The organism is Actinacidiphila epipremni (genome assembly GCF_012034175.1).
Lineage (GTDB): Bacteria > Actinomycetota > Actinomycetes > Streptomycetales > Streptomycetaceae > Actinacidiphila > Actinacidiphila epipremni.
Genome location: NZ_JAATEJ010000010.1, coordinates 210,700 through 227,973 on the forward strand (window position 1 = coordinate 210,700; position 17,274 = coordinate 227,973).

At 72.4% G+C, this 17,274-nt stretch carries 17 protein-coding genes and 1 pseudogene; 9 read left to right on the forward strand and 9 right to left on the reverse strand.

Features of this window, described 5'->3' with window-relative positions:
- Positions 1-2: 2 nt before the first annotated feature.
- From HCN08_RS15410 to HCN08_RS36580, 4 genes are all read right to left on the reverse strand, one after another.
- Complete coding sequence (locus HCN08_RS15410; RefSeq protein WP_167983617.1) at positions 3-935, reverse strand: carbohydrate ABC transporter permease; 933 nt, start codon at positions 933-935, stop codon at positions 3-5.
- Positions 932-2,344, reverse strand: coding sequence for an ABC transporter substrate-binding protein (locus HCN08_RS15415; RefSeq protein ID WP_167983618.1), 1,413 nt, complete (start codon positions 2,342-2,344; stop codon positions 932-934). The genes HCN08_RS15410 and HCN08_RS15415 overlap by 4 nt, the downstream gene beginning before the upstream one ends.
- A gap of 62 nt (positions 2,345-2,406) precedes the next feature.
- A complete protein-coding gene (locus HCN08_RS15420; protein ID WP_167983619.1) occupies positions 2,407-3,504 on the reverse strand; it encodes an enolase C-terminal domain-like protein in 1,098 nt (365 codons plus the stop codon).
- 265 nt (positions 3,505-3,769) lie between these two features.
- Positions 3,770-4,612: a FadR/GntR family transcriptional regulator gene (locus tag HCN08_RS36580; RefSeq protein WP_167983620.1), complete on the reverse strand. Its 843-nt coding sequence runs from the start codon at positions 4,610-4,612 to the stop codon at positions 3,770-3,772.
- Positions 4,613-4,860: 248 nt separating this feature from the next.
- On the opposite strand from HCN08_RS36580, the gene HCN08_RS15430 reads away from it, so the two are divergent.
- Positions 4,861-5,874 carry an aldo/keto reductase gene (locus tag HCN08_RS15430; RefSeq protein WP_167983621.1) on the forward strand — a complete coding sequence of 338 codons (1,014 nt, stop codon included), beginning with the start codon at positions 4,861-4,863 and terminating at the stop codon, positions 5,872-5,874.
- Between the two features lie 53 nt (positions 5,875-5,927).
- On the opposite strand, the gene HCN08_RS15435 is transcribed toward HCN08_RS15430, so the two are convergent.
- Positions 5,928-7,040: a lactonase family protein gene (locus HCN08_RS15435; RefSeq protein WP_167983622.1), complete on the reverse strand. Its 1,113-nt coding sequence runs from the start codon at positions 7,038-7,040 to the stop codon at positions 5,928-5,930.
- Between the two features lie 170 nt (positions 7,041-7,210).
- On the opposite strand from HCN08_RS15435, the gene HCN08_RS15440 reads away from it, so the two are divergent.
- Positions 7,211-7,972: an RNA polymerase sigma factor gene (locus HCN08_RS15440; protein WP_240970104.1), complete on the forward strand. Its 762-nt coding sequence runs from the start codon at positions 7,211-7,213 to the stop codon at positions 7,970-7,972.
- 23 nt (positions 7,973-7,995) lie between these two features.
- The gene (locus HCN08_RS15445) at positions 7,996-8,211 is read left to right on the forward strand and encodes a hypothetical protein (protein WP_167983623.1); all 216 of its coding nucleotides are present in this window, start codon (positions 7,996-7,998) and stop codon (positions 8,209-8,211) included.
- A 57-nt stretch (positions 8,212-8,268) separates the two neighbouring features.
- On the opposite strand, the gene HCN08_RS15450 is transcribed toward HCN08_RS15445, so the two are convergent.
- Together HCN08_RS15450 and HCN08_RS15455 are read right to left on the reverse strand one after the other, a co-directional pair.
- A complete protein-coding gene (locus tag HCN08_RS15450; protein ID WP_167983624.1) occupies positions 8,269-9,783 on the reverse strand; it encodes an alkaline phosphatase family protein in 1,515 nt (504 codons plus the stop codon).
- Positions 9,784-9,945: 162 nt separating this feature from the next.
- The gene (locus tag HCN08_RS15455; RefSeq protein ID WP_167983625.1) at positions 9,946-11,040 is read right to left on the reverse strand and encodes an esterase-like activity of phytase family protein; all 1,095 of its coding nucleotides are present in this window, start codon (positions 11,038-11,040) and stop codon (positions 9,946-9,948) included.
- Between the two features lie 553 nt (positions 11,041-11,593).
- On the opposite strand from HCN08_RS15455, the gene HCN08_RS15460 reads away from it, so the two are divergent.
- The 4 genes from HCN08_RS15460 to HCN08_RS15475 all read left to right on the forward strand — a co-directional run bounded on the left by HCN08_RS15460 (position 11,594) and on the right by HCN08_RS15475 (position 13,941).
- Positions 11,594-12,397, forward strand: a complete 804-nt coding sequence (locus tag HCN08_RS15460) for a LysM peptidoglycan-binding domain-containing protein (protein WP_167983626.1) — start codon at positions 11,594-11,596, stop codon at positions 12,395-12,397.
- 201 nt (positions 12,398-12,598) lie between these two features.
- Entirely contained in the window at positions 12,599-13,060 is a 462-nt protein-coding gene (locus tag HCN08_RS15465; protein ID WP_167983627.1) for a VOC family protein, read from the forward strand.
- A 152-nt stretch (positions 13,061-13,212) separates the two neighbouring features.
- Complete coding sequence (locus HCN08_RS15470; protein WP_167983628.1) at positions 13,213-13,617, forward strand: VOC family protein; 405 nt, start codon at positions 13,213-13,215, stop codon at positions 13,615-13,617.
- A 129-nt stretch (positions 13,618-13,746) separates the two neighbouring features.
- Positions 13,747-13,941 (forward strand): hypothetical protein, encoded by a 195-nt coding sequence (locus HCN08_RS15475; RefSeq protein WP_167983629.1) that lies wholly within the window; start codon positions 13,747-13,749, stop codon positions 13,939-13,941.
- A gap of 62 nt (positions 13,942-14,003) precedes the next feature.
- Here the strand turns inward: HCN08_RS15475 and HCN08_RS15480 are convergent, their stop codons facing one another.
- Positions 14,004-14,183, reverse strand: a complete 180-nt coding sequence (locus HCN08_RS15480; RefSeq protein ID WP_167983630.1) for a hypothetical protein — start codon at positions 14,181-14,183, stop codon at positions 14,004-14,006.
- Between the two features lie 219 nt (positions 14,184-14,402).
- Here HCN08_RS15480 and HCN08_RS15485 point away from each other — a divergent pair, with 219 nt between their 5' ends.
- Both HCN08_RS15485 and HCN08_RS15490 read left to right on the forward strand, forming a co-directional pair.
- Positions 14,403-15,761, forward strand: a complete 1,359-nt coding sequence (locus tag HCN08_RS15485) for an NPCBM/NEW2 domain-containing protein (RefSeq protein ID WP_167983631.1) — start codon at positions 14,403-14,405, stop codon at positions 15,759-15,761.
- Positions 15,762-16,012: 251 nt separating this feature from the next.
- A pseudogene (locus tag HCN08_RS15490) lies at positions 16,013-16,378 on the forward strand (patatin-like phospholipase family protein); the annotation flags it as partial.
- Positions 16,379-16,502: 124 nt separating this feature from the next.
- On the opposite strand, the gene HCN08_RS15495 reads toward HCN08_RS15490, so the two are convergent.
- On the reverse strand, positions 16,503-16,937 hold the full coding sequence (locus tag HCN08_RS15495; protein WP_167983632.1) for a VOC family protein: 435 nt from the start codon (positions 16,935-16,937) through the stop codon (positions 16,503-16,505).
- Positions 16,938-17,274: the final 337 nt, after the last annotated feature.

A 17,274-nucleotide genomic window follows, 5' to 3' on the forward strand; every position in this document is an offset into this window, starting at 1 on the left:
CGTCATTTCTCTTCGATCGTGAACATGTTGGTGCGGGCCACCAGCAGCCCGGCGCACAGCAGGCCGAGGGCCAGCAGGAAGACCGAGATGGCGGCGGCGCCGTTGAAGTCGCCCTGCTGGAAGGCGTAGACGTAGGCGAGCTGGTTGGGTGACCAGGTGGGGCTGACCCGTCCCAGGCTCGCGGTCTGGAGCAGTTGCGGCTCGACGAAGAGCTGGGTGCCGCCGGCGAAGGCCAGGATGGTCATGTAGGCGATCCACTGGCGGATCATCGGGATCTGGATGTGCCAGGCGGTGCGCCAGTGGCCGGCGCCGTCCATCCGGGCGGCCTCCAGCACCTCGTCGGGGATGTTGTTCAGGGCCCCGTACATCACCACCATCCAGCCGCCCGCGCCGGTCCAGAACGCGATGAGCACGAAGATCACCGGAAGGTTGCCGGGGGCGAGGACGGCGGCGAAGCTGTGCAGGCCGAGGGCGTCCAGCAGCCGGGAGACCGGGCTGACGTCCGGGTCGAGCATGAACAGCCACACCAGCACACTGGCGACGCCGGCGAGCGCGCCGGGGATGTAGTAGAGGAACCGCAGCAGCGCCGACAAGCCCGGCCGCACCCGGCTGCGCAGCACCACCGCGGCGAGCACGGTGAGCACCACCAGGGCAACCAGCCACAGCACCAGGTAGACCAGCACATGGCTGAAGGCGGGGCCGAAGCGGTAGTCGCGGGCGACCTTGGTGAACTGGTTGATCCCGGTGAACTGGCCGCGGTCGTTGGTGAAGGCCAGGTAGAAGGCGTAGCAGGTGGGGAAGACGCCGAAGGCGAGCAGCAGCACGGTGTAGCCGCCGGCGAAGAGCCAGCCGGCCGGGCCCGCGGCCCGCCGCCGCGGCGGGGTGCCGCGACGGCGGGCGGGTGCGGCGACGGGCGCGGTGTCCACGAGCGTCACTTGTCGGTCACCTGGTACCCGTCGGCCTTGGCCTCGTTGCTGATCGCGCTCTGCCAGGCGGGCAAGGTGGAGGTCAGCGTCTTGCCGGCGGTCAGCGCGGGCAGCACGACGCTGGACCAGGCGGTGGCGTCGGAGAACTTGGTGTTCGACCAGCCGGTCCACACCTCGTCCGCGGCCTGCTGGAAGGGGCCGCTGACGTCGGCGGCGAAGTAGTCGCGGTTGGCGGGGTTGGCCAGCCACGCCTTGGCGGCCGGGACGTAGGCGGGGTAGGTGGGGGCGGCGGCCTGGTTGGCGTCGGAGGTGGTCAGCCAGGTGGCGAGGTCGGTGGACGCCGCGAGGTTCTTGCTGTGCGCGGAGACCATCCACACCCCGCCGCCGACGTTGCCGGTGGCCGCGGTGGTCTCACCGGGCCAGGTGAGCGGGGCGGCTGCGGCCATCTGCTTGGCGGGGGTCTTGAAGGCGGTCTTGAACAGGTACTGGCCGTACCAGGACGGGCCGTAGGCCATCAGCACCTTGTCGCCGCTGTCTTTGGCGAAGCCCTGGCTGAAGAAGCCCTGGGTGCTGACCGCCTTCGCGGAGATCAGGGAGTCCAGCAGGCTCGCCATCCGGGTGCAGTTCGGGTCCTGGAGCGCGACGCGCAGGGTGCCGGGGCTGGTCTCCTGGAAGGCGGGGCACTGGCTGGACCAGAAGTACGACTCCTGGGAGTTGGTGTCGCCGACCGAGCCGACGAGGTAGCCGGGGTGCTCCTTGGCGACCTTCTCGCCGAGCGCCTGGTACTGCGCCCAGGTGGTGGGGACGGGGTAGCCCCACTGGTCCATGAGCGTCTTGTTGTACCAGAGCACGACCTGGGCGATGTCGTTGCGCAGGCAGTAGGTGTGGCCGTTGAACCGGCAGGGCGCGAGGGAGCCCTTGGCGAAGCCGTCCAGGGTGGCGGCCGGGACCAGCTTCTGGTCCAGCGGGGCGGCGAACGGGATCGCGCCGGGCTTGGTGGGCGCCGAGGCCCAGGTGACGTCGGTGGGCGAGCCGAACACGACGTCGGGCCAGCCGCTGCCGGTGCGGTCGAAGAGCTGCACCTTGGTCTGGAGGTAGGTGGAGCCGTCGGCGCCGCCGTCGTACGTGACGATCTTCATCTTCACGTCCGGGTGCGCCTTCTGGTACGCCTGCACGGAGGGGAGCCGGGTGGAGTCGGCCCACACGGTGATCTGCGAGCCGGCCTGCTGTGCGGCGGGCGTGAACTGCGCGTGCCCGGACGTGGCGGCCGAGCCGCTGGTGGTGTCGGCGCTGGCGCCGCAGCCGGCCAGCAGCGCCGCCGCCGCGGCCAGGGCGGTGGCGGCCAGCGCGGTACGGGCCGCGCGGGGGCGGGGGGCGCGGCGGGGGGATCTGGAGCCGGAAGACAGCTCTGTCTTCATGGTGGTGCCTTTCGTGGTGCGGGTCGGGGGTGGTGCCCGGCGGTGCGGCGGGTTCCGGCCGGTCAGCGGGGCTGTTCGACGAAGCGGGCCAGCGCGCTGGGGTAACCGAAGTCGAGGGGCAGGGCGATGCCGGGCCCGGTGGGCGCGTGGACGAGGCCCTGGTCGTCGACATGGCGCTCGCGCACGACCTTCGTGGCGGTCACCAGCGACTCGTAGTAGGTGGTGTTGGAAATGGCCATGCACAGGTGGTGGTTGGGCAGGTCCGAGCCGTGCACCTCGGCGCGCAGCCGGAAGGCGTCGGCGAGGTGGGCGGTGCGCATGGCGCCGGTGATGCCGCCGCGCAGCGTGGTGCCGGCCCGCACCCCGAAGGTGGCGGCGCCGGCGCGGATGAAGTCGGCGGAGTTCATGTGGACGCCGTCGGAGGTCTCGGCGACCAGCAGCGGTACGTCGACGCGTTCGGCCAGCTGCCGGTAGGCGCTGACGCTGAACTCGCGCATCGGCTCCTCGTACCAGAGGTAGCCGGCCTCGGAGAGCGCCTTGCCGAGGTGGATCGCGTCGGGCAGGTCGAAGCCGGCCGAACCGTCGTACATCAGCGGTACGTCCGGGCCGACGTGCTCGCGCAGCGCCGCGCACAGGGCGGCGTCGCGGCGGGCGTCGCCCCAGGCGTGCAGCTTGATGCCGGCGTAGCCGAGCGCCAGGCACTGGTCGGCGACGTCGAGGAACTCCTCGGTGGTGGCGAAGGTGGACGTGGAGGCGTAGGCGGGGATCGACTCGCGGAAGCCGCCGAGCAGTTGCCACACCGGCATGCCCTGGGCGCGGCCGGCGAGGTCCCACAGGGCGGTGTCGACCAGGCCGAGGGTGGGCAGCGGCAGTTCGTGGATGCGGTCGAGCTCCCAGATCCGGTGCCAGATCCACTCGCGCCGGTAGGGGTCGGCGCCGGTCAGCTCGTCGCGGAAGACCCGGTCGACGAGGTCGGTGAGCGTGGCGGCGGCGCCGGGCCGGGCGAACAGCGCGACTCCTTCGGCGCCTTCGTCGGTGCCTATGTGCAGCACCGCGCCGTCGCCGACCGGGGCGCTGCCGGCCAGGCCGTGCCGCCAGCTGAAGGGCGGGTCGGCCGGGGGGACGTCGATCCGGTGGACCTCGACGTGGGTGATCCTCATCGTGCGTGTCGTTTCTCTACGGGGGCCGGTGCGATGCGGTGCCCGCGGCGGTCAGGGGCCATGGGGCGGTACGCGGCGCACCGGCCCGGCGGGCGGGGTTCGCGGCGGTTGCGGCGTGCGCCGCGCGTCAGGGCGTCAGGGCGTCAGGGCGTCAGGGCGTCGAGAGGTAGCCGTCCCGCGGCCGGGGAGGGCGGCGCGCGGGGCCGGGGCGGGGCGAGCTGTGGGGTCTGTGCGGGCAGCTCGGGGGGGACGTGCTCCGTACGGGCTACGAGGCCGAGGTCTGCGGGGGTTGCTGCCGGGCGGCCTCGTCCGGCACCCGGTGCGGCTTCGCGGGCGGGGCCGTATGCGTACCGCCGAGGTTGAACAGCCGGTCGCGGATCTTGCGTTCGACCTGCTGGCGGGTGGTGTTGATATGCCCCTGCATCAGTTCCGCGGCCTGCTGCGCGCCGCCCGAGGCGATGGCCTCGGCGATGGCGAGGTGCTGGCGGCCGGCGACCTCCAGCGAACCGGGCACGTCACCGTGGAAGAGCAGGATGTCGGTCTGGGACATCAGCCGGCGGATCGTGGTGATGCTGGAGCGGAGGAACACGTTGTGCGCGGCCACCGCGACCAGGTTGTGGAACTCCTCGTCCGCGGTGGCGAAAGCGGAGACGTCGTCGGCGAGCGCGGCGGCCAGCGACGCCTGCGCGCTCTCGGTGATGGCCCGCACCTCGATGGGCGCGGCCAGCCGGGCCGCCTTGTCGGCGGTGTCGGACTCGATGAGCTGCCGGAAGTCGATGAGCATCATGACGTGTTCCATGCGCGTGGGCTGGAAGTGCGCGAGCCGGTCGTCGACCGGGCCCGCGGGTGCGTCCGCCACGAAGATGCCCGCGCCGCGCCGTACGCTCAGCCGGCCGATCGCGGCCAGCACCTTGATCGCCTCCCGGGTGACGTTGCGGCTGGCGCCCAGGATCTGCGCGAGGCCCTGCTCGGTGGGCAGCCGGTCCCCGGGCAGCAGGTTCTGCTCCTCGATGTGGACCAGCAGCTGCTCGGCGACCACCTCGTACCCCGGACGGTACGGGGCGGCGCCGTCGGCTCCCGCGGACCGGGTTGTGTGTGCGCCAGCCACAGCGGCACTCCCTCTCGGCTCGATCGACCGGACTCGTTTGCGCCGTCACTATGACACTTGGATGTCGCGCGGGGAAGAGTCAGGTCAATTTTGCTTCCGCTCGCCTCGATGACACCTGATGGGGGTGCTCCACGCAGGTGAGGGCGGCGCCAGATCGGCACATTGCGCCGCCAACCACCCCGGCCTATCGTGCTCGCGGCGCAATGAGTCGGATTCATTCGCCCCCCGCACCACTCCCCCGCTGGCCGATGAAGGAGACCCATGACAGCCGCACCGGGCGCCGCGTAGTGCACGGCACCCCCCTCGGCCGTACCGGTGTCGCGGTCGGCGCGCTCGGCTTCGGAGCGGCGCCGCTCGGCAATCTGTACCGCCCCGTGCCGGACGGCGATGCGAAGGCCGCCGTCGATGCCGCCTGGGAGAGCGGCATCCGCTACTTCGACACCGCCCCGCACTACGGACTCGGCCTGTCCGAACGCCGGTTGGGCGCGGCGCTGGCGGGCCGGCCGCGGCGCGACTACGTCGTCTCGACGAAGGTGGGCCGGCTGCTGGTGCCCAACCCGTCGCCCCGCGGGTCCGATCTGGCCGCGGGCGGCTTCGCCGTGCCCGACACGCTGGCCCGGCGGCCCGACTACTCCCGCGACGGCGTACTGCGCAGCCTGGAGGCGAGCCTGCGGCGGCTGCGCCTGGACCGGGTGGACATCGTCTACGTGCACGACCCGGACGACCACATGGACCAGGCCCTCGCGCAGGCGCTGCCCGCCCTCGCCGAGCTGCGGGATCAGGGGGTCGTCGGGGCGATCGGCGCGGGCATGAACCGCGTGGCGCCGCTGGTCCGTATCGCGGAAGAGGGCTGCGCCGACGTACTGATGGTGGCCGGCCGCTGGACCCTGGCCGACCGCAGCGCCCTGCCGCTGCTCGACCTGTGCGCCGCCCGCGGGATCGGCGTCGTGGCCGCCGCTCCCTTCAACTCCGGTCTGCTGAGCAGGCCGTGGCCGCCCGAGGACGCGTCGTACGACTACGGCCGGGCGCCCGCCGCGGTATTGGAGCGCGCCCGCGCCTTCGCCCGGGTGTGCCGGGAGCACGGCACGGTCCTGCCGCACGCCGCGCTCCGCTTCCCGCTGCGGCACCCGGCGGTGGCCTGCGTCGTGGCCGGCACGCGTACCGCGGCGGAGGCGGTGTCGGCCGCCGGGTGGGCCTCCCGCGACCTGCCGCCGGGCACCTGGGCGGCACTGGATCCGCCGGCGCGCGGGGACGGCGCCTGATCCCGCCCGGCCCGTACGGCCGGGCGGGATCCGCCGGGGCTCGGCCGCGCGGGTCAGACGGCGACGATGCCCTCGCCGCCCGCGGCGCCGGGCACGGTGACGGTGCCGGTCTTCGTCAGCGAGCCGTCGCGGTTGATCCGGAAGCTGTCGACGCCCCCGTCCACACCGGTCTGGACGTGCAGGAACCTCCCGTCGGAGGTGACCGCCGCATCCACGGTGCCCGCGCCGGTGCCGGTGTCGCCGAGGACGGTGAGGGAGCCGCGGCGGCCTTCGGTCAGCCCGGTGAGGGTGCTGCTGCCGGCGTTGGAGGCGTAGAAGTGGTCGCCGGAGCCGATCACCCAGCAGGTGGCCTGCTGCCCGGTGGCGGCCTCGGCGACCTTGGTGAGGGTGGCGCCGCGGCCGAAGGCGAAGGTGGCGACGGAGTTGGTGGCGCTCTCGGTGACGACGATCCGGCCGGCGGCGTCGAAGGTGAAGCCGAACGGGCCCTGGCCCGGGGTGCGCGTCACCGCGGGCCGGGCGGCGGGGCCGAGCAGGCCGAGCGGGAAGACGTCGATGCTGTCGCCGACCTTCGTGGTGACCACCAGCCGGCGGCCGTCGGGCGTCACGCCCACCTGGCCGGGGGTCGTGCCCGCGGGCAGGCCGAGCCCCCGGTGCCAGGACGCCACCTCGACCAGCCGGCCCGCGAGGCTGACGTATCCCTGGACGGAGCCGCCGTCCGCGGCGTTCAGGACGTAGACGGAGCTGCCGTGGACCGCCACGCTGACCGGGAAGCCGCCCCCGGAGGCGATGACCTGCCGCCGGACGAGCCGGTCGCCGTCCACGGCGAAGACGGTGAGGGTGTCGCTGCCGGCGTTGACCGCGTAGAGCAGGTGGTGCGCCCGGTCGTACGCCAGGGCGCCCTGCGAGGCGAGGTGGTCCGGGCCGGTGCCGGGCAGCTGCCCGCCGAGGCCGCCGGTGGCGTACGTACCCGCCTGGTGCAGCGAACCGTCGGCGGCCTGGTCGTAGGCCACGACGGTGTTGCCGCGGAGGTTGTCCGTCTGAACGAAGACGGCGGCGCCGCGGTGCGGGGAGTGCGCGCTCGCCGGGGTGGCGAGGACCGCCCCGCTGACGGCGGAGGCGAGGACCGCGCCGAGGAGGCCGGCGGCGCGCAGGGGTCGGGAGGTCATGGTCGTCCCTTTCCGGAGGGTGCCCGCGGAGGCGGGCGGCGGGGAGGTTTCCCCGCCGTTACGTCTGCGGCGGCGCGCGCCCGGCCCTTACATGACGCAACTCTTACGGCACACGGGGCGGCCCTCACGGCGCGAGGTCCGCCGGTGGGGCCGCTGTTAGCATCGCGGCCATGGGACAGCGGGACGTCGCGGGCACGGCCGGCCCCGCCGTGGAGGTGTCGCCGGACCCGGTGCGGGGGCCGCTCGCCCCGGAGTCCGACCCGGTACGTGGACTGCTCGGCCCGGAGTCCGACCCGGCGCGGGGGCCGCTCGACCGGGAGTCCGCCGCGTGGGTGGCCGCGCTGGGCGACCCGTCCGAGCGGGTCCGCGAGGACGCCTGCACCCGGCTGCACGGCGTGCTGCTGCGGATCGCCCGCAGCGAGCTGGGCCGCCGCCGGGGCTCCGACACCCGGGTCACCGGGCCGGAGCTGGACGACCTGGCGCACCAGGCGGCGGCCGACGCGCTGCTCGCCGTCACCCGCAAGCTGCCGGACTTCCGCGGGGAGAGCCGCTTCACGACCTGGGCGTACCGGTTCGTGATCCTGGAGGTGTCCGCCAAGCTGGGCCGGCACTTCTGGCGCAACCCGGCCGAGGCGCTGGGCGCGCGGGACTGGGACCGGCTGCCGGACCGCCTCGGCGTCGACCCGGCCCAGGAGCCGCAGTGGCGCGAGCTGGCGCACGCCCTGCGCCGGGCGGTGGACGACGTGCTGACCGACCACCAGCGCCGGGTCTTCCTCGCGGTGGTCGTCGACGGGGTGCCGCTGGACGCGCTGGTGGCGCGGTGGGACACCAACCGCAACGCGATCTACAAGACCGTCTTCGACGCGCGGCGCAAGCTGCGCGACCGCCTCGTCGCCCAGGGGCACCTCGACCGCAAGGCGGGCGAGCGGTGAGCGGGTCGGAAGGGAGGAGCGCGGTGAACGAGGCAGCCGCGCGGCTCGACCGCTTCCTGCGCACCGACCCGCGCGACGTGGGCTGCGAGGAGGCGATGGAGGTGCTCCACATCTACGTCGACCTCCTCACGGCCGACGCCTCCGCCGCGGCCCGCTTCCCGGGCGTGACGGCCCACCTGCGCGCCTGCGGCCCCTGCGCCAACGACTTCGAGGGCCTCCTGGCGGCGGTCGCCGGCTGACCGGGCCGCGAGCGGTGCGTGCCGGGCGGGCCCCGGGGGTCGGGGCCCGCCGCAGGGTCAGTGCCGGTGGGGCGCGCGCAGGGTGCGGCCGAAGGCGTTCATGCCGTTGACCTGGGGCTTGACCGGGCCGGGGTGGTGGTGGTCGTGGCCGTGGCCGTCGTGGTGGGTGCCGACGGGGTCGGGCGAGATCGACGGGGTGCTGGCGGCGCTGCAAATGGCCGCCGCGTCGCTCACCGGGCCGAGGACGTCGCTGCTGCGGGGGATCGCGCCGTGCGGGACCGGGCGGCGGGGGGTGTGCTGGAGGACCTGGCCCAGGTCCTCGGCGTGGGCGTCGCGGGCGGTGAGCGCGCGCAGGCCGAAGGTGGACTCGATCATCTTCAGCGTGGACGCGTGCTCGAAGGGGCCGTGGTGGACGACCTTGCTCGGGGCGCGGTCGGAGACCACGACGGTCGGCACCCGGAAGCCCAGCTGCCGGTAGTCGGGCTGCAGCCGGCCCTCGGTCGGCTCCGTGCCGTCCCCGGTGTGGTCGACGTCGGCCGGGTCGGTGTCGTCGCGGACCCGCGGCGGCGGCACGTGGTCGTAGAAGCCGCCCCACTCGTCGTAGGTGATGACGAGCACCGTCTTGTCCAGATACCCCGCGTCGGCGAGCGCGTGGTAGGTGTCGGCGATGAAGCGCTCGCCGAGCCGGATGTCCGCGAAGGGGTGGTCGTCGGCGGAGGTGCCGTTGCCCTCGGCGTCGAAGGCCGGGTCGATGAAGCTGACGTTGGGCAGCTGCCCGCTCGCGACCGTGTCCAGGAAGGACGGCGTGGTGACGGGGATGCCGAGCGCGTCGGTGTCGCCGTCGGCGAAGGGGTGCCAGAAGGGGAAGTATTTCGTGCCCCACAGCGCCAGGAAGGGCGAGTCGCGGAAGAAGTAGCCGCCGGTGGGGATGCCCTGGTCGTTCGGGATCGGCGAGAGCTGGTCCCAGATGGTCGGCATCGTGGAGAGAGTGTTGGAGTTGTGGTCGCGGTCGGTGCGGGCCGCGTGCTGGTAGAAGCGGTTGGGGAAGGTCTCCCCCGCGAACGAGCAGAAGTAGCGGTCGAGGACCGTGTAGTGCTCGGCCAGCGCGCCGAGGACCGGCAGGTCGGGCACGGCCTTGCGGCGGTGGTGCCGGTCGAGGTTGGTGTAGTAGCCGACCGGGAAGGTGTTCGCGGCGGCGGGCGGCAGGCCCGGGACGGGCTCGGCGAGGGTGGGCCGCTGGAGGAAGCCGTCCATCCGCCCGCCGTGGGACTGGACGAGGAAGCCCTCCCAGCTGTGGTCGGGGTCGCTGTAGCCGCAGCCCTGGAAGTCCGGCGCGAGCGGGTAGTTGGGGTAGAGCTTGCCGTCGGGGGCGGGGAAGACCAGGTCCTGGCGGCCGTCCGCGCCGGGCAGCCAGCCGAGGAAGTGGTCGAAGGAGCGGTTCTCCATCATGAGCACGACCACGTGCTCGATCCCATTGGCCCCGCGGGTGCGCACCCCGGGCGGGGCGGCGGCTGCCGCGCGCGCGAGGAGTTCGGTGCCGCTGAAGGCGGCCAGTCCCGTGGAGACACTCATCAGTCGAAGCACGTCTCTGCGTGTGAGCATGGCCACAGCCTGGGAAGACCGCACGAACTGCGCGAGGCCGCGCGGTGGCGGGCCGGCGACCATCGCTCCAACAGCCCCTGGGGGGCGGTGTGGTGGGGCGCGACGGCCGGCGGCCCGCGGGGCGCGCGGGGGTCAGTGGCGGGGGAGCCGGACGTCGAGCTGGTAGAAGCGGGTGATCTGCTGGGCGCTCTGGTTGTCGTCGCTCACCAGGAGCAGCCGCAGCCGGTCGCCGGGGGCGTGCGCGGTGACGGCCATGCCCTCGATGTTGTCCAGCAGCGGGTTGGGCTGCGGCTGGTGGGCGGTGGCGCCCCGCGAGGGGCAGTCGCCGATGTCGGCGAGCAGCGTCTTGCGGATCGTGCGCACCCCGCGCTGCCCGGTGAGGTCCGTGACGTTGCGGACGTCGGTGGCGCGGGAGGGGTCGGCGAGGTAGAGCCGTACGGTGTTGCCGACGCCGGAGGTGTAGCCGCGCTCCAGCACCAGCAGCCGCCCGTCGCCGGTCGCGGCGATGTCCGAGACGCCCAGGATCGTGCCGTGCGCGTCGGTGTCGACGTCGTACGCGTACTGCGCCCCGAGCGCGAAGTTCCGACCGCCGCCCAGGCGCTGCCAGGTCTGGAAGCGCACGGTCGTGGCGTCGTCGCCGGTGAGCGCGCCCTCCATCGAGGCGACGAGCGTACGGCCGCCGGGCTGGAGCGCCAGGCCCTCGAAGGTCAGGTTGCCGGTCGCCCGGCCGGCGGGCGCGACCTTGAGCGGCTGCGGCACGGGCAGGCTGCCGAGGATCGTGGCGCCGTCCCGGCTGTAGCGGCGGATCGTCGGCTCGACCTCGGAGGTGATCAGCCGGGTGCCGTCCCGGTCGACGACCAGCGCCTCGGAGTCCAGCGGCTGCCCCTTGTCGTCGGCGAGCTGCACGACCTTCTCCGGCCGCAGGTCGCCGAGGGTGTGGCCGCTGAGGGTGAAGAGGGAGGAGCGGTCCGAGAGCGCGTCGAGCGTGCCGTGCGCGTCGGTGGCGAGCGCGGAGAAGTTGCCGACGAAGGTGCCGTCGAAGGTGGTCTTGTCGAGCGCGTCGGAGAAGCCGCCGAGCGTGACGGACGCCGAGCAGGCCGCGGGGCGCGGCGGTACGCCGGACCCGGGGCCCCGGCCCCCGTGCGCCTGGGCGGGACCGGCGGCGGCCAGTACGGCGGCCGAGGTCAGGACGGCGGACGACCCTGCGAGCAGTGCTTTCAGACGCACAGCGACTCTCCCTGTGGGCGTTGCGGGCTCAGTTGGCGTGGCGGGCTGACGTGGCTCAGCAGCCCGATTCTGCCCCTGGTGTGCTGTGCGGCGGGTGTACGCCGGCGAACCCCCCGCCCAACTCCCGGCGTCCGGGGCGGCCGAGCCGGTGCCGACACCCCCGAAAAAGGCGACTTGTCCGTTTTCTGGCACTAAGCGATAAATGAAAGCTTAAGGAAGTTGAGGACTTATTCATGTGATAAGGCCGCCGACCGGGAACCCGGCGGGACGTGATGCGCGGCATAGGACGTACGTCACTTACTACGCCCGATAGTGGCCGCGGGCCCGCCCCAAGGCCCGCGAATAGCGCGGCAATCGCGTCCGAGTTCGGCGACGGCCGCGTCCGCCCGGGCAATCCGTCTACTACCCCGCTTAGCACAACAGGTAATTGTGGCGTCAAATTCGGACTGATACCAATGTGCTCGCCGCAGCGCACCGCAGAAGAAATGCGGGTCGGATTACGGAGGAGGGGGCCGGCGTCTGCGGACAGGCAATCACTGGAACGAGGTCCGCAATGCCCAAGCACGCCCGCACCCGCTCGCTCGCAAAGCGTCTGGTCTCCGCGCGCGGAGCCGTCGTCGTCGGCACGTTCGCCGCTCTGTCCTGCGCGACGCTGGCCGGCACGGCGCACGCCGCCGCCCCCGAGACGGCCAAGACCGCCGCCCCGGCCGCCAAGAAGCCGGCCGCCGCGCACCACCACCACCGCACGTACAAGGTGAAGAAGGGCGACACCCTGATCGGTATCGCCCGCCACCACAAGGTACGCGGCGGCTGGAAGGGCATCGCGTCCCTCAACCACCTCAGCAGCCCGTACATCATCCACCCGGGCCAGGTCCTGCGCCTCCCGCCGGCCCCGCACACCGCGTCGACGACGGCGAAGAAGCCGGCGACCAAGGCCGCCACGACGACGAAGCCGGCGACGACGACCTCGACGACCTCGACCTCGACCGCGACCAGCACCACCACCGCCGCGCCGGCGTCGAGCACCACCGCCTACCCGGACAACCTCGACGGCTGGATCAACCACTCGCTGGCGATCATGGCGGAGAAGGGCATCCCCGGTACGTACGACGGCATTTACCGCAACATCATGCGGGAGTCGTCGGGCAACCCGAACGCCATCAACCTGTGGGACTCCAACGCCGCCGCCGGCACGCCGTCCATCGGCCTGCTCCAGGTCATCCAGCCGACCTTCGACGCGTACCACGTCGAGGGCACGTCCACGAACATCTACGACCCGGTCGCGAACATCACCGCCGCGTGCAATTACGCGTACCACGTCTACGGCTCGATCGACAACGTCAACGGCCCCTACTAAGCCGCTGATTCGCGCCCTCAGGGGATGTGCCCGCAACCGCGGGGGCATCCCCTGAGGGCGTTTTCCCGCACCTCCGAAATCCTTCGCCGTACATAGTGTTTCGCTCCCGGAATACGTTTCCGGCGGGGCGTTGTCGTACCCCCGTGCCACAGTGGTGGACGGACCCGGTCCCGGCCGACCCCGCTACGAACGGAGCATCCGATGAGCCGTCACCTCCAGGTCACCTTCGACGCGCACGACCCGCGCGCGCTCGCCTCCTTCTGGCGCGAGGTGCTGGATTACGTCGTCCCCGGCCCGCCCGGGATGGAGCTCGCGGAGGGCACGGACCCGCTGGCGGCGTGGGAGGACTTCCTCGACGGGCTCGGCGTCCCGGCGGATCGGCGCAACGAGCGCTTCGCGATCGACGACCCCGAGGGCCGCGGCCCCCGGGTCTTCTTCCAGCGCGTCCCCGAGGAGAAGGCGGGCAAGAACCGCGTCCACCTCGACATCCGCGCAGCCCCCGGCCTGCAGGGCGAGCAGCGGATGGCGGCGCTCGAAGCCGAAGCCGCCCGCCTCGTCGCCCTCGGCGCGACCCGGCTGCGCCGCTTCGACCCCGCTCCCCCGCTCGCCGCGGGCCACCTCGTGCTGACCGACCCGGAGGGCAACGAGTTCTGCCTCGACTGAGCTTCGGTTCACGGCGCGGTTCGGGGCGCGGCTCGGGGCGCGGCTCGGGGTTTCGGCTGGCGGCGCGATTGGCAGCTGGGCTCGCGGCACCGATGAGTCCGCCGCCCGCGGACGGTCCACCCTTGACGCGACCGTTCCCGACAGGAGTGCGCATGTCCACCATCCAGCCCGTGATCGTCACCGCCGACCTGGACGCCCTGCTCGCCTTCTACACGCAGCTGTTCGACGCCGAGCGGATCTTCCGCGAGCCGGCGGAAGGCCCGGCCTTCTACCTCGGCCTGCGCATCGGCGACACCGACCTCGGCCTGGTGACCCGCCCGGACGCGCCGACGTCCACCCCATCCGGCACGCAGACCGCCACGCCGCCCGGCACCCCGGCCCGCATCGTGCTCAGCATCGCCGTCGACGACGTCGCCGCAACCCTCACCCGCGTCCCGCCCCTCGGCGGCTCCGTCACCGGCGGCCCCACCGACATGCCCTGGGGCCAACGCGTCGCCCACATCACCGACCCCGCCGGCAACCCCCTGAACCTGACCCAGCCCGTCCCGGCGAGCTGACACCGAGGCCGTCAACTGCCACCGTGCGGGCCCAGTTTGCGGAGGGCGGCGAGGCGGGCACGCTGTGGTCCTCCGGCATGCGCTGCGAGGTGTGCGCCAAGATCGTCGCTGACCAGCGCCGGGCCCGCGGTGGTCGACGGCCTGTGCCGGGGGTGCCGCCAGGAGCAGGAGGGCCGGGTCATCGCGCCGGAGCCGGGCGCGGGCAGGCCGACGAGCTCCGGGCTGGACGGTGTGCCGTGCGACCGGCCCGCGCTGCCGACCCGGCCGGTGTGCCGGGTGCACCGGGCGCAGCAGGTCGCCCTCGCAGACGCGGCCGGGGCGTGATGCATGCGATGCGCGGGCAGTTCGAGCGGGCGAGGTCAGGGCTGCCGGGGAGCGGGCCTCGGTCACCGGCCGGCGTTCATGACGAGCGAGACTACGGCCACCATGGCGGTCAGGGCTCCCATTGCCGTGGCGACGGGCGCGGCCAGGACGTGGTGCTGGTGGACGAGGTAGGCGAGCGCTCCAGCGCCCAGGAGTGCTACTACGACCAGCAGCAGCACGATCAGCAGCATGACGATCGACATGACGAACCCCCTGGTCCTGATGCATCGGGACTCTCCCGGTGCGGGCGGTCGGCGTGCTGCGCCGGACGATGCGCACGGTGCGCCATCTGGTGCGGTGCTGTGCCGACCGTGGTAGGAGTCTTCGGGGCGGCACGGCTGTCGGAGAAGCGCAACAGAATGTTTTTCGGGCCGCGATAATCGCTGGGTTCTTTTGGTCTTTCATTGAGGGGGGACACCGCGTTGGCGGATGAGAAGTTCGTTCAGGTGCCACAGGATGCAATGCGGGAGCGTCGGGGGCTGGCTGAGCGTCTGAAGATGCTCCGGCAGGCCACGCAGAAGAGCCAGCGGGAGTTCGCCGACATCCTGGGTGTGGACCACTCCACGGTTTCCGTCTACGAGAAGCCGGATGGTCGCGTGCCCGACCTGGAGTACATAGACGGCTTCCTGGCCGAAGTCGCCGGCAGGACCGACGTCACAGCGGACGTCCTCAAGGACACCCGCGACAGCTACGGCCGGCTGCTCCGTCTGTTATGCGACCAGCCCCATGAACGGGGGCGCACCCACAACTACCGCCAACTCCTGCGCGTGTACGAACTCACCGTGGAACGCGAGGCCCTCACCGCCGAGCTGGCCCAGGTCCGCGAGCAGCAGCGGGACGTGGAAGAGGAACTGACCAGACTCCAGCAGGACAGCAGCGCCGGTACGTCAGCCGACCCCGAGCGGGAACAGCAGCTGCGGGAAACCGCCGCGGCCCTGCAACAGCGTCGCGGCGTACTGATCCACCGCAGGGACACCGTCGTCTCCGACCTGGACGCCTACCACGCACAGCTGCGCCAGTCCCGCATACCGGCGCCTCCCAACAGCCCGCCCACCATCCCGAACAACGGCGGTCGGACCGTTGGGCCCCCGCAACAGCGGTCCCTGCCGCCCTCGCCACCGCGCAACACCCGTCCCCACGCCCCTACGACAGCCATCGTGGCCGGCGCCCTGGTCGTCCTGCTGCTGGGCGGCTGGCTGATCTATCGAACTACCAGCCCCAGCCCCGACCCCCGTCACGACACCGCTGACCAGCAGCCCGCTCACTCGCCCACTGTCGCGGCCAGCCGCACCCGCAGCCCAAGCCCCTACCCGAGCCTCACGCCGACGCCGACCAAGCCCGCAACGATGTTGCTGACCGATCTTCCCTCAGTTGCTGTAGAGAAAGACAACCTCGCCACCAGGAGCTTCGAGGTCGGCGACGGCACAGTGGACAACATCCACTATGCCAATGCCCTCGTATCCAGCATCAAAAGCGACGCCAGCTTCCTCGGCTGCGAAGACGCCAGTGGCTACTCCGAGTACAACCTCGGTCACCAGTGGAAGAAGCTCACCATGGTCTTGGGCATAGACGACAATTCGACCGAAAAATCAGCCCAGATCACCATAGCCTTGGACGACAGAACACTCTACAAAAACGAGATCCGACTCGACAAAACCCAACGAGTCCCTCTCGATGTCACCAATGGCCTGCGTCTGCGTATCAGCTTTGACGACACTGATCCAGACGACTACGCATGCCACCTCGGCAAAGTCGTCATCGGAAATCCCACTCTTAGCTGATGATTGCGCCGCCGTTCGTGGCAACAGTCCGGCCCTGCCCGAACCTGTTGGCCGGTGGCATGGAGTCCGACCACGCCATCACCTCTCGGCAACACGAGGGGCACGGCGAGCAGTGGCCGTGATCACCGGCTTGTCGTCGTCCGTGAGAGGCAGCATCCACATCCGGTGGGGCGACTTCCTCGCCGCGACCGCGCCGGAACTCGCCGGTCACGTGGCGGCGGTGGCGTTCGACGTCGACTGGGGCCTGGCTCGCCGGCGCGGTCTTCGGCTCGCGGCTGCGCGCCGGCGTCCCGGCCGCGGAGCTGTACGCGCGCCGGCTCTCGGGCGCGGACGCGGTCCACCTGGCGGTGACCCTGCGTCAGACGGCGGCCTTCCTCCGGGCGGCTCTGCGGGCGCGGACCGGTCCCGAGGCGGAGGTCTTCGACACGCTCGGCGCGCTGCTGGGCGACGTACGCGACTGGCCCGCGCGCGACCTGTGGATCGCCGCGGTCGACGCGGAGAGTGGGCAGGTCGGGGCGTTCGACTCGCGCTCCGGGGTGACACTCCTGGAGGCGGTCGCGGCGAGCTGCGCCGTACCCCTGGTGTGGCCGCCGGTCACGGTGGCCGGCCGACGCTGGGAGAGCTGAGGGGGCCGGGCCGCAGCCCCGGCCGGGGCTCGGTGCAGCTCGACGGAGAACGGGCAACCGGCAACCGGCAACGGGGAACGGGGAACGGCGGAACGGACAGGGCCTGACCGACACCTCAGTCCAGACAGAACTCGTTGCCCTCGATGTCCTGCATCCCGATGCAGGACTCCTCGTACTCGTCAGCGAGCAGCACCCGCTCGCGCACCGCCCCCAGGGCGATCAGTCGCTCGCACTCCACTTCGAGCGCGGCCAGCCGCTCCTCCCCCACGAGCCCGGTGCCGACCCGTACGTCGAGGTGGACCCGGTTCTTGACGACCTTGCCCTCGGGCACGCGCTGGAAGTACAGCCGCGGCCCCACCCCCGTGGGATCGACGGCGACGAACCCCGCGCCCTGCCGCTCGGGCGGCAACGAGCGCTCGTAGTCCGCCCACGTCTCGAACCCCTCCGGTGGCGCCGGCACGGCGTACCCCAGCACCTCGCACCAGAACCGCGCGACGCGCTCCGGCTCGGCGCAGTCGAAGGTGACCTGGACCTGCCTGATCGAAGACATCCGCGCACCCTAGCAGCGCCCCCGACACCCGGGCGCCCCCTTTTATCCGGCGCCGCCCGCCCCCTTCCCCCACCCGCGCGCCTCACACGCCCCGCACACCATTCGGTCCCCCGCCAACGGCCCCCGGCACCCCGGGCAATGAAACACCGGCGGCCCCGCCACCGGCACAGTCGGCGGCGTATGCGTCGGCCACCCCCACCGCTCCCGCCGACTCCACCAACCCCGCACAAAGACTCGCACAGCCCCATTCTGCGCCCGCGCAGCAACCCTCGCTGTGACAGCAGCGCGGTATAGGTCGCCCTGATCGCGGCCCTTGCCCGAAGGGGTCGCAACCCGG

Coding starts and splice junctions, on each gene's coding strand:
- HCN08_RS15470 (WP_167983628.1), top strand. CDS start 13,213: ATGTCCACCATCCAGCCCGTGATCGTCACCGCCGACCTGGACGCCCTG.
- HCN08_RS15495 (WP_167983632.1), bottom strand. CDS start 16,937: ATGTCTTCGATCAGGCAGGTCCAGGTCACCTTCGACTGCGCCGAGCCG.
- HCN08_RS15430 (WP_167983621.1), top strand. CDS start 4,861: ATGAAGGAGACCCATGACAGCCGCACCGGGCGCCGCGTAGTGCACGGC.
- HCN08_RS15450 (WP_167983624.1), bottom strand. CDS start 9,783: ATGAGTGTCTCCACGGGACTGGCCGCCTTCAGCGGCACCGAACTCCTC.
- HCN08_RS15440 (WP_240970104.1), top strand. CDS start 7,211: ATGGGACAGCGGGACGTCGCGGGCACGGCCGGCCCCGCCGTGGAGGTG.
- HCN08_RS15460 (WP_167983626.1), top strand. CDS start 11,594: ATGCCCAAGCACGCCCGCACCCGCTCGCTCGCAAAGCGTCTGGTCTCC.
- HCN08_RS15435 (WP_167983622.1), bottom strand. CDS start 7,040: ATGACCTCCCGACCCCTGCGCGCCGCCGGCCTCCTCGGCGCGGTCCTC.
- HCN08_RS15480 (WP_167983630.1), bottom strand. CDS start 14,183: ATGTCGATCGTCATGCTGCTGATCGTGCTGCTGCTGGTCGTAGTAGCA.
- HCN08_RS15415 (WP_167983618.1), bottom strand. CDS start 2,344: ATGAAGACAGAGCTGTCTTCCGGCTCCAGATCCCCCCGCCGCGCCCCC.
- HCN08_RS15420 (WP_167983619.1), bottom strand. CDS start 3,504: ATGAGGATCACCCACGTCGAGGTCCACCGGATCGACGTCCCCCCGGCC.
- HCN08_RS15465 (WP_167983627.1), top strand. CDS start 12,599: ATGAGCCGTCACCTCCAGGTCACCTTCGACGCGCACGACCCGCGCGCG.